14 protein-coding genes, 1 rRNA gene and 1 pseudogene are annotated in these 14710 nt (G+C 46.0%); all 16 read right to left on the bottom strand.

What is annotated here, in order from left to right:
* Positions 1 to 142: ribosomal RNA gene (locus BM299_RS17925) — 16S ribosomal RNA — on the bottom strand; the annotation flags it as partial.
* Positions 143 to 445: 303 nt separating this feature from the next.
* Positions 446 to 1150, bottom strand: a complete 705-nt coding sequence (locus BM299_RS17920) for a bifunctional diguanylate cyclase/phosphohydrolase (protein WP_092487700.1) — start codon at positions 1148 to 1150, stop codon at positions 446 to 448.
* 372 nt (positions 1151 to 1522) lie between these two features.
* Positions 1523 to 3148: a chaperonin GroEL gene (gene groL / locus BM299_RS17910; protein ID WP_092487694.1), complete on the bottom strand. Its 1626-nt coding sequence runs from the start codon at positions 3146 to 3148 to the stop codon at positions 1523 to 1525.
* A 70-nt stretch (positions 3149 to 3218) separates the two neighbouring features.
* Positions 3219 to 3503 carry a co-chaperone GroES gene (gene groES, locus BM299_RS17905; protein WP_092487691.1) on the bottom strand — a complete coding sequence of 95 codons (285 nt, stop codon included), beginning with the start codon at positions 3501 to 3503 and terminating at the stop codon, positions 3219 to 3221.
* A gap of 212 nt (positions 3504 to 3715) precedes the next feature.
* Positions 3716 to 3856: a hypothetical protein gene (locus BM299_RS19585; protein ID WP_165608428.1), complete on the bottom strand. Its 141-nt coding sequence runs from the start codon at positions 3854 to 3856 to the stop codon at positions 3716 to 3718.
* 74 nt (positions 3857 to 3930) lie between these two features.
* Positions 3931 to 4338 (bottom strand): gamma-glutamylcyclotransferase family protein, encoded by a 408-nt coding sequence (locus BM299_RS17900; RefSeq protein WP_245779852.1) that lies wholly within the window; start codon positions 4336 to 4338, stop codon positions 3931 to 3933.
* Positions 4339 to 4444: 106 nt separating this feature from the next.
* Positions 4445 to 5413, bottom strand: coding sequence for a uroporphyrinogen decarboxylase family protein (locus tag BM299_RS17895; RefSeq protein WP_165608427.1), 969 nt, complete (start codon positions 5411 to 5413; stop codon positions 4445 to 4447).
* Positions 5414 to 5496: 83 nt separating this feature from the next.
* Positions 5497 to 7338 carry an ASKHA domain-containing protein gene (locus tag BM299_RS17890; RefSeq protein ID WP_092487685.1) on the bottom strand — a complete coding sequence of 614 codons (1842 nt, stop codon included), beginning with the start codon at positions 7336 to 7338 and terminating at the stop codon, positions 5497 to 5499.
* Positions 7339 to 7340: 2 nt separating this feature from the next.
* Positions 7341 to 7967, bottom strand: coding sequence for a cobalamin B12-binding domain-containing protein (locus BM299_RS17885; RefSeq protein WP_092487682.1), 627 nt, complete (start codon positions 7965 to 7967; stop codon positions 7341 to 7343).
* Between the two features lies 1 nt (position 7968).
* Positions 7969 to 8721 carry a GntR family transcriptional regulator gene (locus BM299_RS17880; protein ID WP_092487679.1) on the bottom strand — a complete coding sequence of 251 codons (753 nt, stop codon included), beginning with the start codon at positions 8719 to 8721 and terminating at the stop codon, positions 7969 to 7971.
* 39 nt (positions 8722 to 8760) lie between these two features.
* Positions 8761 to 9480, bottom strand: a complete 720-nt coding sequence (locus tag BM299_RS17875; RefSeq protein ID WP_245779851.1) for a Vitamin B12 dependent methionine synthase activation subunit — start codon at positions 9478 to 9480, stop codon at positions 8761 to 8763.
* Positions 9481 to 9516: 36 nt separating this feature from the next.
* Complete coding sequence (locus BM299_RS17870; RefSeq protein WP_092487678.1) at positions 9517 to 10320, bottom strand: dihydropteroate synthase; 804 nt, start codon at positions 10318 to 10320, stop codon at positions 9517 to 9519.
* A gap of 61 nt (positions 10321 to 10381) precedes the next feature.
* Entirely contained in the window at positions 10382 to 11005 is a 624-nt protein-coding gene (locus BM299_RS17865; RefSeq protein WP_092487675.1) for a cobalamin B12-binding domain-containing protein, read from the bottom strand.
* A gap of 39 nt (positions 11006 to 11044) precedes the next feature.
* Entirely contained in the window at positions 11045 to 12415 is a 1371-nt protein-coding gene (locus BM299_RS17860; RefSeq protein WP_092487672.1) for a uroporphyrinogen decarboxylase family protein, read from the bottom strand.
* Positions 12416 to 12571: 156 nt separating this feature from the next.
* Positions 12572 to 13774, bottom strand: a complete 1203-nt coding sequence (locus BM299_RS17855) for an MFS transporter (RefSeq protein ID WP_092487669.1) — start codon at positions 13772 to 13774, stop codon at positions 12572 to 12574.
* Positions 13775 to 14470: 696 nt separating this feature from the next.
* A pseudogene (locus tag BM299_RS17850) lies at positions 14471 to 14710 on the bottom strand (group II intron reverse transcriptase/maturase); the annotation flags it as partial.

Raw genomic sequence — 14710 nt, 5'->3', positions numbered from 1 at the left:
GGGTCTTTTTTCATTGTCCCGTTAGGTTTGACCCAGGTTCGAACTTCGAACCTCGAACCTCGAACCTCGAGAACCGTTCGACTTGCATGTGTTAAGCACGCCGCCAGCGTTCGTCCTGAGCCAGGATCAAACTCTCCATATATACTTTATACAAAGAGTTTAATCTTTACTCTTGTTTGCTGTTTCCTAGAATTACTCGCTTTTGACGAGTTGCTCGCATCTCAAACACTGTTCAGTTTTCAAGGAACTTTTCAGGTGGCGCCCTCGCGCCAGGATCTTCGTTATATCACTTTTGCTGACTTTTCGTCAACCGGCAATTTCTGGTGGGAGCGGGGACTGTTCGCCGCGCCACTACCGCCATTATTGCTTTTTTTCGTCGCGGCCGCAGCAGCGACGCTTACTAATATATCACTTTTTTTGACACTGTGCAATATGTAGTTTGTGGTTAGCCTATTTCGGGATGCCTGCGTACTACTTCCCACTCTTCCGGTGTCAGCCTATCACGTTTCCATAGTATCTCATATGGAATAACAATTTTGCCAATGTCGTGAAACGTAGCCAACAAGAGTAAATCGTTGAGCTGATTATCCGGTAAATTTAAAGCATTACTTATGTGCAAGGCCATTTTTTGCAAACGAATAGTATGGTCTTCTGTTTCGTGGTTTTTTTCTTGAAGTAACTTTTTTAAAAAAACAATTATTTCACTACGCAGGTTTTTGCTTTCTTGTAACTTGTTCCGGTACATTTTATCCTCGGCCCGGTTAATCACTTCCTGTTTATCATCAGCGGTTTTTTCTTTGGTAGCGGTTCCAAGGGCTATACTCAGTGGTATAGGGTCTGCACCCGCGTCATCACATCTTTGTTTGATGTGTCGACAAATAGCTTCAGCTGACTTTGCAGAAGTTTTTGGTAATAGAATAGCAAACTCATCTCCGCCCCAGCGTGCAACTATATCTTCCTTGCGGCAGGAATTCTTCAATATCCGGGCAATATTTTTGAGTAATTCGTCACCTTTTTGATGTCCAAAAGCATCATTGGTTAACTTTAAACCATTAACATCTCCTATAATGATGGACAATGGCAACTGCCTCTTGGTATCCAAACGTTTTAATTCTTCTTCAAAATAACTACGGTTATAAAGTCCGGTTATATTTCAATCCAGTCACTATGGTTACCTCGCTCGTCGGCCAGCACATTACCGTTGGAAGCCAGAAATTCGTTTATTATCAAATTGGGTCGAGCATTTCCCTCTGCAGCATAAGCTGGTACTATTAATAACAAGGTTATAAATCCATAAAAATATAAAAATAACCATATAACGTATTTCACTTTTTAGTTATTCCCCTTAAAATCATATTCTTAATAAACCCAGTTTTATTTCGATACATTAAAAAAATTTCCTGTTTTTTTAACTAGTTTGACAATTGATAAATTAATTTTTACTTATTCGTTATATTTATAAAAGTTTTTTTACAGCCCCATCAAAAAAGCCCCGCCTTTTGCGGGGCTTTTTTGATTCGTTTTACATGGGAGGCATATCGCCCATGCCGCCGGGCATGCCGCCTTTATTCTTTTCCGGCTTTTCGGCCACCAGAGTTTCAGTGGTCAGAATCATGGCCGAAATGCTGGCCGCGTTCTGCAGCGCGGAGCGGGTTACCTTGGCCGGGTCCACGATACCGGATTCAATCATGTTCACATATTCGCCGGTCAGGGCGTTGAAGCCGACGCCCGGATCCACGGTCTTGACCTTCTCCACCACCACGGAACCTTCCACTCCGGCGTTGCCGGCAATCTGCCGCAAGGGTTCTTCCAGGGCCCGGCGGACAATGTCCACGCCTACTTTTTCATCCATATTTTCGGGAGTGAGGTCGTTCAAAGCACCGATGGCCTGCACGTAGGCCACGCCGCCGCCGGAAACGATGCCTTCTTCCACCGCCGCGCGGGTGGCGTTCAGGGCGTCCTCGATGCGCAGTTTTTTCTCCTTCATTTCGGTTTCAGTGGCCGCGCCCACCTGGATTACCGCCACGCCGCCGGCCAGCTTGGCCAGGCGCTCCTGCAGCTTCTCACGGTCAAAGTCGGAAGTGGTTTCTTCGATTTGTTTCTTGATTTGCTGCACCCGGGCGGTGATGTCGTCGGTGCTGCCGGCGCCGCCCACGATAATGGTTTCTTCTTTCTTGACCCGTACTTTGGAAGCCCGGCCCAGCATGGTGATTTCAGCCTTGTCGAGCTTCAGGCCCACTTCCTCGGAAATTACGGTGCCGCCGGTGAGGATGGCGATGTCCTGCAGCATGGCCTTGCGGCGGTCGCCGAAGCCGGGCGCCTTCACGGCCACGCAGGTAAATGTGCCGCGCAGTTTGTTCAGCACCAGGGTGGCCAGGGCTTCGCCCTCCACGTCTTCGGCAATGAGTAAGAGCGGTTTTCCGGATTTGACCACATTTTCCAGTACCGGCAAAATGTCCGCCACAGCGGAAACCTTACGGTCAGTGATTAAAATATAAGGCTCTTCCAGGTTGGCTTCCATTTTATCACTGTCAGTGATCATGTACGGGGATATGTAACCCCGGTCAAAGTTCATCCCTTCCACCACTTCCAAAGTGGTGCCGATACCCTTGGATTCTTCAACGGTGATAACCCCGTCTTTACCGACTTTCTCCATGGCGTCGGCAATCAGGTTGCCGATGGAATTGTCATTGGCCGAGATGGACGCAACCTGGGCAATGGCATCCTTGCTTTCAATGGTTACCGCAGCAGACTTTATGGCATCGACAGCTTTCTCCACGGCCCTTTCGATGCCGCGCTTCAAGATCATGGGGTTGGCGCCGGCCGCCACGTTTTTCAGACCTTCCCGTACCATGGCCTGGGCCAGCACGGTGGCGGTGGTGGTACCGTCACCGGCCACGTCGTTGGTCTTGGTGGCCACTTCTTTGACCAGTTGGGCGCCCATGTTTTCAAACGGGTCTTCCAGCTCGATTTCCCGGGCGATGGTCACGCCGTCGTTGGTAATCATCGGGGAACCGAACTTTTTCTCCAGTACCACGTTACGGCCCTTGGGGCCCAGGGTAACCTTAACCGCTTCAGCCAGGGCGTTTACGCCCTTTTCCAGCTTCTTGCGGGCATCTTCACGGAAAATAATGTCTTTACCTGCCATAATAACCTACCTCCTTTGATTAGATGTAGATTATGTTCACTAAATAATGGTTACAATATTTAAACCCATATTACTCAACTACGCCGTAAATATCCATTTCCCGTAAAACCAAATACTCTTCATCATTGATTTTAAACTCGTTGCCCGAATACTTGGAGAAAAGTACCTTGTCCCCCACTTTGAGGTCGATGGGCACCCGCTCTCCGTTATCCAGCAGCTTGCCCGGCCCAACGGCCATAACCTTGCCCTGCTGCGGTTTTTCCTTGGCGGTGTCGGGCAATATGATACCGCCCTTGGTTACCTCCTCGCTGGGTAGAGGCTTGACAACTACCCGGTCACCCAATGGTCTGATCACACAAACCCCTCCTTTGATAAATCAAACGAAAAAGTTTGCTTATTAGCACTCGTTACTGTCGAGTGCTAATAATTATAATATAAAAAAAAGAAACCCGAAAGGCAAGTATTTTTTTATATAAAAAATTTATCAAGTTCATTAAAAAAATGGTATTTTTCTAATAAAATCATTTCATTGCTTTTAAAATCTTAAAAAATTATTATTGAAAAAACTTACTCTGTTTCCTGCAATACCTCTAAAAATTTTTCCACCAGGTACGGGTCAAACTGGATTCCCGTACTTTTCATTTCGTCCACTGCTTCCCGGTGCGTCATAGCCTTTCGGTAAGGCCGGTCGCCGGTCATAGTATCCAAAACAATACCCTGCATATTTATGAGATTGTTAACTGAATGTTATATACTCTTTATAAATTCTATGCCAGTCATTATTATTTGCCACGCATAATAACTTTCCAATCCCCACCCGGGACTATTACCCCAACCTTTTCAAGTTCTGCAGGCTTGGCCCAGAGATACATGTAAGCTAAAACCTTCTCTTCACCAGATACTACGACTTCCCGAACAACTCGGTCGTATAGATTACCTGCTTCGTCCGGTCCATGGTAATCCTCCAACCTATCCAGAACTATCAAGGCCTCAGTAATGTTAGCCAATTCCATTAATTCACCGAACACTAGCGTATTTCCGGCTGTCATGGCCGGGTAACCGTATGGCAAATCATACAGTACCCCCGCGACCCTTGCTGGTTTAACTGATTTTATATAAGGTTCAACCAGATAGTGGTTTTTCATACCGGTCATTAAAGTGCCATATACAAATACTTTATTAATGCTCACCTCAAATTCCCCCGTTAGTGATGCTCACCAATTTGGCAACTCTAAAGCCAATATACAGCATATCCCAAAACCCATGATCCATCAAGCACAAAAGATCACGGGTTAATTAAATATTTCTCACCAATTCATACATAAATTTAACCTTTTCAGTGGACAGTCCAGCATGTAGCCCGCTGCAAGTACCGAAAATAAAGCCGCCGTCGGGAGCTGCCATGGCTATAAGTTCGTTTACCGCCCGGGCCAGTTCCGGGAAATTATGCTTTTGGACATGAGGATCATCACTGGCGCAGCCAAAGGAATTGTTCGCCCCGTTCCCATATAAAAGAGCGGGGTCGATATTGCCCATTAAGCAGAGATACTTTCCGTATTTCTGTTTTACCTCTTTAAAGTTCATTCCGGCAGCTGGTTCTATACACTGCAGACCGTCAAAGCCGGCTTCTACAATAATTGGCAGAACTGCGTTTATATTGCCGTCTGAATGCAAAAAAACGGGTATACGCTGTTCCCGGGCCGAGTTAACCTGGTTTTGCCAGCAAGGTAAAAGATATTTTTGTATAAACTCCGGAGCTACGTAAGTTCCACGGTTAAAGGCTATATCATCAGCAATGATTATACCGTGCACACCGTCCGGCAAGCCTTTGCGAATATGTTCCGATATTTTTTGAGAAAGTTTTTGCAATTCTTCTCCTACCTGTTGGGGCCAACGGGCAATATTCTTCATGAAGTTCGTAAACCCCGCCTGGTTAACCAGTGTTTGAAAAACTCCGTTCAGCACCAGGAATACGAAAAAACCTTCCGCATTAAAACGCCTTATATAGTCCAATTTAAAGCATAAATCCCCGCTATGGTGCATGGGTTCTGTATCATGCACACAGACCAGGTCCAGTCCCAGGCGGTGGTAAAATTCAATTTCCATTTCCAGGTCTTCCTCCACCGGTTCAGGGTAGTTATCACGTTTTGTTTCCTTTTTCATAAATTCTTTAATAAACTGCTTATCCACTACCAGTTCCCCCCGGGGAAACCGGTCTGAAGGAAGCCTGTTTATAGCTGCATACACTCTCCCGATGCCGTTCATTTTGTAGCAACATCCCTTCATTTTTCCCTAATCATAAAGGCACTGGCCATGTTAACTTTTGCTGCATAGGGGTGTATAGTTCTTTATGCATTTAACTTGGGAAACCCCATCTGTTTAAGAAAAAGGTTACTGAAATTATTATTACTGGCCAATTCAATGTATTTTATTATCCGGGCGATTTTCTCGGCTTTAAAACGCTCAGTTTCAGATAGCAGGATCATCCTGGCACCACCTCCCGCCGCATTGCCGATCTGCCGGTAACGTTCCAACGGTAAGTCCGGCAGCATACCAATTGCAACTGCACTATTTAGGTTTATATGTGTCCCGAAAGCTCCGGCAATAATTACTCTATCTATGTCTTCTGTCTTTAATCCCGATTCTGCCAGTAAAGTTTTAGTTGCAGCGGCAATCGCGGCTTTGGCCAACTGTATTTCGCTGATATCCTTTTGCGTAACTACGATGTCTTTACCCGTACCGCTTTCTTCTGACGGCACCAAAACGTATTCCGGAACTTTTCTTGTCTCGTTAAACCTGACACACGGGTGAGAATTGTCCAACCGGCCGTTACCATGTACCACACCTGACCGGTATAACTCCGCCACAGCGTCAAGTATACCGGAACCGCAAATGCCCGTTGGCGGTTTTTCACCAATGGTTTTATATTGCAACCGCTGTCCTCCATTATAAGTAACTTCACATATAGCACCGTCTATCGCCCTCATTCCCTGTTGAACGTGGGCTCCTTCAAAGGCCGGTCCCGAGGCACACGAACAAGATATTAATTCACCGTCCCTGGCCAGCACAATTTCAGTATTGGTCCCTATATCCAACCCCAGGGTTACGCCGGTTGCTTCGTATATGCGGCTGCACAGAATCATAGCCACATGATCGCCCCCCACATAACCGGCCACGGCCGGCAACAGGTAGACAACACCGCCGGGAGCCATGTCCACCCCCCAAGTCCTACCTTTAACTTCAACAGGCAAAGTTACCGCCGGAACATAGGGCGACCTTGCCAGTTGACGCACGGGCAATCCCAGGATCAGGTGATGCATGGCTGTATTTCCCACAACCACAACCTCTTCAACGTTTTCGGGGTTGACAGCCGCAGACTTACACAAGTTGTGCAAAAGCCTGTTAAGCCCTTCCCTCAAAGCCTGCTTAATCCGGTTATACTGTTCTTCCCCATCAAGAGCGAAAACGAGGCGGCTTATTACATCCTCCCCGTAAGCAATTTGAGGATTTAATATACCATCGGCCGCCAAAATCTCACCTGTCTGCAGGTCAACCAAATAACCTGCCACCTTGGTAGTACCCAAGTCTACGGCAAAACCAACAGGTCCGGTATATCTTGTACCCCGGACAGCGTTAATTATTTCCCCTTTTCGTGTAGTAATAACTACCTGGCCGTCCCCGGCCAGCGGATCAATGCACCCGATCAATTCTGTATCCATACGCAGGCCGGCAATTTCCATTTTCGTGGCCAATGATAACTCCACTTGTTGCCAAAGGGAATATGGATAATCAACTGTCGTGGCTTTCAGGGATATGGTATGTCTTTTTATTGCCGGCTCGGGTACAACGCCAAAGACATGCCCATCCAATTGCAGCTTCTGGCGTTTAGAAAGTGTCTCGGGTAGAATTTCAATCTTGGCCGGACCGGCAATAACTGCCTGACACGCCAACCGGTAACCCTGATTAATATATTCTTCTCCTAAAAGTCTCTTCTCTGTCTCATTTGAAGGAAATAATTCACCCTCAATTAAACGCACCTTGCAGCGCCCGCAAACACCTTTGCCGCCACAAGGTGCAATAACCCCGTCAGTTTCCGGATCCAAAAGGCCCTGGGAAAGCTGCATAATTGTCTGGCCGGCTTCCGCCTCCACTCTTCGTCCTATGGGTTCAAATTCAATGATAATTGCCAATTTTACAGCACTCCATTCCATTGCTGGCAGATGGTTATACCTTTACGTGCATCTGTTACCCAATAATCGGCTCCCGTATATTCACATACCTTTTCGTTAACCAGACCGCCGATAAGAATTTTTATTTTCCCCTGCTTATCAAACAGGCGAACCTGTTGTACCGTACGCTTCAGAGAATCAAAGCAAGAAGAAAGCAAAGACGACAGGCATAATATGTTGGCATCCGTCTCTTTAAGGCATCCTACAAACTTATCCGATGGAACATTAACTCCCAAATCATATACTTCAAAGCCGTAACACCTGAGCAAGGCGATAGTTATGTTTTTACCGATATCGTGAATATCTCCTTCAACCGTTCCGAATACAATTCTTCCGCTTACTTTTTTTACCTCATCATCGCGAAACCCGGGCGCCAATAGCTGCATTAGTTCATGAAAAATTTCCGCCGATAATACCAGGTCCCCTAAAAAGTATTCACCCCTGGAATAGCGCTCTCCAACTGCTATCATCCCGTTCCTGCATTCTTCCACTATGTCAAGAGGTTTATACCCTGATTCCAAACGGTGTTTGACTAACTCCATCGCCAGATTTTCATTCAGGTCACTGATTGCTTGGGTTAAAGAAGTCAATCTACTCAACTCCCTTCAGTGGTCGAACTTCCGACACTAAAGAATAACGGTCCCCCCGGAAAATAAAAAATCCCCAACCTACAACCGTTTCATCGTTTGAGTATAAGAATTGTTCCAGACATAACACCGGTGAGCCGGGTGGAACCTGCAGCAATGAAGCATCTTCATCAGCAACCAGTGATGCCCTCATCAACATGCGGCTACTCACAGGCAATACCTCATTGTGTGCCGATATTATTTCCGAAAAAGCCTTGTATTGCAATTCGTTCTCAAGAATGGGACGTCCTTTATTAAAGCGCATATACTTGCGCTCAAGCGCCATTGGTGTATTATCTGCAAACAGTAACCTGCAATAATACAAAACCCTTTGATTGGTTTCCACCATAAGCTTTTTTCCAATTTCATCCGTGGCCTTAATAACATTTACCGCTATTAATTGAGCGTCCGGCGTAAGGCCGCGACGCATCATTTCTTTGTTATACTCTTCAAAGGTAAACACCGCCCGGTCCAAAGCCGGTCGTGAAACAAAAGTCCCCCTGCCCGGGTGTGCAGATACCAACCCCCTTTCCGCCAAGACATTTAAACATTTGCGAACAGTCATGCGGCTTAAGTTATACTCTTTTCCCAGGTCTTTTTCAGACGGCAGGGAATCGCCTGGTTTAAACTCTCCTGATAAAATTTTTTGTTCCAAAATTTGGGCCAGTTGAAAATATGGAGGGATAAATGAGTTTCTATTAATCTTGTCATTGGCCAAATGCTACGCCACCTCTCAACATTGACCCAGACATATTAATTACTTGGCGGGTCTTAAAGCTCTACTCAAAGGACACTTATGACCAATGCCGCAATAATGGCAATGGTTTTCCTTACTGGGGGGCAATTCATGCCCGATTCCCATTACTAAACTAAGTGTCTTTTTAGGCAACATCATACCACTGCTTAATATTTTAACACCTAAATCTTTAGGGTTGAGCAAATCATAAATGATTTGCTGGTCAATAAAGTTTTTCCAGTAAGAATGACCCGGTCCCAGGGGAATTGTTGTCTTATACCCCGCACTATTAAACTTATTTTTAACTTGCTTTACCAGTTTCCTGCCGGCAGATTCAATAAGGCAAGTGCCGGCCACATCCAAAAAATAGGCATGGGCCGCCAAACCCCTGCGGTTATATTCGTCCACCCTTTTATCAATCAAATCACCAAGAGTGCAGATAGCTAAAAACAAACTTTGGGCGGGACCGGCCAAGCAAACAAGCAAACTGCTTGTCAACGCTTGGCCTCCTTCCAGAAAAACTTGTCTGTCCGTTGTTTTTATAATCTTCATTGTTTTACAAACGGCTTTAACACGTGCCAATTGATGTGCTTCATCCAGTACCCTTTCCGGCAGATCGTTTGATGAAGGATTGGCAGTTTTGGAAAGATTATTCCAAACTGAACAGGCAATATCATCTTTGTTAAGTTGGAGATCAAACTTATGATAATTCATTAAATCATGCATTATTGTATATCTCAACTTTCATCCCTGCGGCAAGGCAGCTTTTTTTAAATTTTACAATACTTTTAATTTGCCTTGTTGATATTGCTTGATGTATTGCATGCAAAACCTGTCCATGTTCAGCAGCGCTTCAGTAGCATATACCAGGGCCATCAGGGTGCTGTCCAGAGGGTCAACTATCACGGCGTCAAGCCCGCTGGCCATGCTCATTACCACGTAAGCCCGGTTCAGATGCCTTCGTTCCGGTAAGCCGAAGGATACATTGCTCAGGCCGGAAACAAAATGCAGGCCGTTAAACTTGCTCGCCATATCTTCCATTAATTGGAGAGTTTCAAGCACCGTTTCCGGATTGGTAGCCACCGAACGGACCAGGGGGTCAAAGTAAATGTCATCTACAGGTACTCCGGCTTCTATGAGTTCGCTGACCAGTTTCACACCAACCCGTAAAGACTGCTCTTTGTTGGCGGGTATTCCTCTGTCATCCATGCAGAGAGCTACCACGGACGCGTTATATTGTTTTACCAGGGGAAGCACGTTCTTAAATCTTTCGGTTTCACCGCTGATGGAATTGATCATGGCCTTGCCCCGGTGGACGCTTAGACCGGCAGCCAGTGCCTCCCAGTTGGGGCTGTCAATACATAAAGGAATGTCGGCAATATCCTGAACAGTTTTGACAAGCCACTTCATTGTATCCGGTTCTTCCCGTGCTTCCAGGGTGCCGCAGTTTACATCCAACATCCCGGCCCCTGCATTTACCTGTTTTAAAACTTCTTCCCGCAGGAAGTCAACGTCCTTGTCACGAACCGCACGATCGATACTTTTGCGTGTAGAATTTATTTTTTCTCCGATTATTAACATATTTCCTCCCAGGTATTTCAGCCCCGGCCGAACCGGTTTCCGCGGCCGGGGCTGAGTTTAATTATTGATAAATTTTTTTACAGATGTTAACGCCCGTTACTGCATCTTCCGCATAGTAATCGGCACCGGTAAATTCCCGGACCTGTTCATTGCATGGGGCCCCGCCGATAATAACGGTTACCTTGTCTCTTAAACCCGCCTCGGTTAAGGCGTCAACCACGTTTTTCATTTCGGGGTAGGTAAAATTAAGCAGGGCGCTTAAGCCCAGAACCCTGGCCCCGGTTTCCCTGACCGTTTCGACAAACTTTTCGGCAGAAACGTCGACACCCAGGTCTATAACATCAAAACCGGAACCACGTAGCAGGTTGGCAACAATATTTTTACCTATGTCGTGTATATCGCCTTTAACCGTACCGATGATGACCTTACTGGCGGAGTCCCCCGCATCGGATTTCGGCATTAGCGGCTCCAATTGCTGCATGATGTTTTTAAAGATCTCAGCGGAAAAGATTAACTGGCTAAGGAAGTATTCCCCCGAAGAAAACAGGTTGCCGACGCCCACCATGCCTTCATTGCACTCGGCTATGATATCCAGGGGAGACACACCGTTTTTTATTTTTTCATCAACTAATTGATAAACCTTATTCTCTTCCAGGTCTGTTAAAGCTTTTGCCAGTTCCGACATTTTCAGTTCCTCCTTACTAAAATGAAATGAATATTTTTGTTACATTACCCACTGCCACATCCAGTTATATCCCATACTTTCCAGCATTTCCCACGGACGGCGGATCAAATCTTCTTCCCCCATAATATTGCCCAATTCCTCGAGTTTCTTTTCCCAGGGGGTGACCATTCTTTGTTTGTTCAGCGCCTCAACTTCTACCGAACCGGGTTCTGCAACTTTGGGCTTGCACTTGTAGCTGCTGTCATAAGTGCCGTATTCAATTATGGCATCAATCATGGCCCTGTAGTTTTCCGGCTTGGTATCATAAGGGATGTTACAGCCACCGTTGATGATGAAACCGCCCTCTTTGCCCACCGTTTCGCAAAGCAATTTGACCCTTTCTTTCATTTCCTGAGGTGTTCCCAGGATGAACATGGAATCGGGTATGCCGCCAGCCAGGCACTGGTGCTTGCCCAATGTTTCATAGGCCTTGAAGATGTCCCCTTGATTATCAATATCCAATATCAACTTGCCTTTTGGTAATTCCAGGAAATGGTGCCAGTGATGCCCCCAGTCGCCTTCCAGGTAGGCGCGCACCGTATAGCCGGCGTTAATAAGAATTTCCAGGGTTTTCTTAAACGAAGGCCAGTAAAAAGTCTCAAACTGTTTTGGAGACAAAAAGCACGCCTTGTGGGTGGGCACAAAGATTGGGTAACGTTTTAACGGGTCAGCCGTCGACAGCGCAAAATGGGCTATTTCATGCACGATGACGTCGCATGCTTCCAGCACTTTATCCGGCTGGCGGTAGATATCTAGCAAAATCCCCCTTAAACCCCGCATGGCATCGGCTAAAACGTCAAATGGAGCTACAAAAGCACCAGTCATGGGCTGGGGCATCCCCAGTTTTTCCTGCAGGTAGATTGATCTGTTCCGCATCACCTGCGCCATCATCATTTGCGCCATACCGCCCTTTAAGAAGGCCATGCGGCAGCGGGTGGAGCCCGGTTCGGCCATGTCACCCAGCACCCGGGGCAGAAAACGATCCATCATGAATTCCACGGGGTCGTTGATGAGAATATCATATTCATCAGCCTTCATGTACTCTTCTTCAACAAATTGAAACTGAGTTTTCGAGGGCAGGTCGCGCCCGGGCAGTTTGTAAGTTTTACAACCGACCGCATCGTAAAGGGGTGCCCATATCCTGTTATTACGAAGCACGTCCACTTCCGGAAAATCGCGGATGAAAATTTCTTCGGCTTTTAGCCACTTTTCACTGTCATAAATGGTCTCCTGGTTGGTATTTCCCGAATACACTTCGGCAAAGTAGTTGCTGCCGGTTGCCACGGGCATCCGGTCCGTCTTTTCCAGGGCAATGGTCGCCTGGTAGCGGCCCAGCCTCTCTTCATACAAATCTCTTATCTCTTTTGACATCTTAATACCTCCTGATTTTATTATTAACTCTGGCGAGTAATCACCGGTATCATATTGCCTGACCCAGTATTCCCGAAAGTATCTGGGTTATACAATGCCCGATTCGGTCATGGTGTTTTCCATTATCAGGTCCCCTTACCAATCCAACCTCACGGTTTATGCCCTTTTATTCTCAGGTCTGACCGGTAGCAGCAACAATATACCTAGCAGAGGACCAGCTGCCATTATCCACCACACCGATGAAAAACTACCGGTAAAGTCAATGGACCAGCCCAACACTACCGGGCCGATCATGGATGCAAACTGGAAGAAAAAGTTGGCCGTTCCGTTGGCCGTAGCGGCCCACTCCTTGCCTGCAAATTCTGAAACCAGTACTGTTAATTGAGGGTTGGCCAGGTAAGAGCAAAAGCCGAACAAAAAACCCATAATACAAAGCATGCTCATTGTTGTTTGGTAGCCGAAAAAGACGGTTATAGGAATAATTATTACGTACGAGAAAATGAGAATATTTTTTCTTTGCCCTATTTTGTCAGAAATGTATCCGGACACCAGCGGAGCCAATACACCTCCAACACCGTAAAAAATCATTACCAGACCAGCTGCCGCCACAGAAAAGCCAAGCTCGTTTTTTATGTAAGCATTGGCCCAGGTAGCGGTACCAAGTTCCACCCACATGAGGCAAAAACCGGCCAAAGCGGTGAGAATAAGGTCTTTACTGCCAAAGACGATTCTAAAACCGCCGAAAATGCTTTCATTGCCTTTAACTTCATTGGAAGCACGAACCAGCAAAAAGACCAGTACACCCACCACGACAGTTGACAATCCGATAGCCTGGAAAGCGCCCTGCCAGCCCACAGAATTGTTCAGTGCCGGCACAATATAGTTTGATAGCACTATGCCGCCGGAAGGAGCCGCCAACAAAATACCAAAGGCAGTCCCCCTTTCTTTCGCAGGAAACCATTGCATTAATGCACGTGAGCAGGCGGCAAACACAGCTCCCGCACCGAGACCTGTCAGAACCCTAAGCCAAAAGCCCGTTTCAAACGTGTGCATCGAACCCATTGCAAAAGTAGCAATACCTTCAATTATTAGACTCACTGCCAGAATAATCCTTACACCAAAACGGTCTGCCAGAATCCCCGCAGGTACCTGGGTAATGATGTATCCAAAATAAAAGGCACTCATAAACGCCCCGGCCTGGGTCATTTGCATGCCCAGCACCGGCACAACTACGGGAATAAGCGGCGGCCAGGCGAACCTGGTGATAAAGGTAAATAGGAAACAGGCTACGGTCAGAATTAAAATTACCCAACGATACTGATTAGCTTCCTTATTTTCAACTACAAGCCCATTTGGCATTTTTCCATCCCTCACTTTATTTTTTTTTAAATAAAAATAAATTAGTTAATTACTTCATGTCTACCACCGCCAATCTTTAAGCTGTACATCTATATGTATATACATTTAGACATTAGACAAAATTTTTTATTTTCCTTCTGTTTTTTTTATAAAAAATTAAAATTTTTGTTTATTTCCAACAACACAAAAAATTCCAGGGTACATTATCCCTGGACAAATATTTGTTTTTCTATTTTGTTCACTACCAGCTGTCAGAATTAATGTCAATTATCGCTACACTTAATAAACCCTGACTTCAATGCTTTCTTAAATATAAATTTCGCGCTTGTCCCCCCTAAAACCAAAAAAGAGTCACATTAACTGTGTCGGAACCCAGTTTGCTATAGTTAGCGTAAGTTTGGGAAGGCTTGTCCCTCTTGGCTTGTATGGTTTTGACAGTTTGCTCCAGGTTGCATTTTGGGGAGAATTTTGCCCCCTATTTGCATTTTTTGCTCCCATCCTGCTCCCATTTTTGTTACTTCCATTTCGACACACCACTACCCCTTCGTTGAAGCATATACCATTCTGGCATAAATAACTTGTTTCAATTGCCATACAAAAATCGAGTAGGGTAGCGCCGCAGTAATTTGCTGCGGCGTTATCCCTCTCACAGAACCGTACGTACGGGCCTCGTATACGGCTCCTGATAAACCTCAGTCATTTCTCTCGAAAATGATGCAAAATGCCGACATTGTATGAGGTTAGGTTAATTAGCCCAAGCTCATCGAACCAACTGTTAGGCAACGCCATATTTATCAGCGGGCTGGCAGAATTACGCCATCGCGTCATGGAGATTTTGAGAAAATCTCCTTTATAGCCCCGCCTTCTTAGTGCTTTGTGCAGTTGCTTCCACTTCTTCCATTCCCGCATCTTTTTCATTCGCAGCCTTCGCCGTAT

Source organism: Desulfoscipio geothermicus DSM 3669, from assembly GCF_900115975.1.
GTDB classification, from domain to species: Bacteria; Bacillota; Desulfotomaculia; order Desulfotomaculales; family Desulfallaceae; genus Desulfoscipio; species Desulfoscipio geothermicus.
This window is presented reverse-complemented; position numbering and strand designations above follow the sequence as displayed.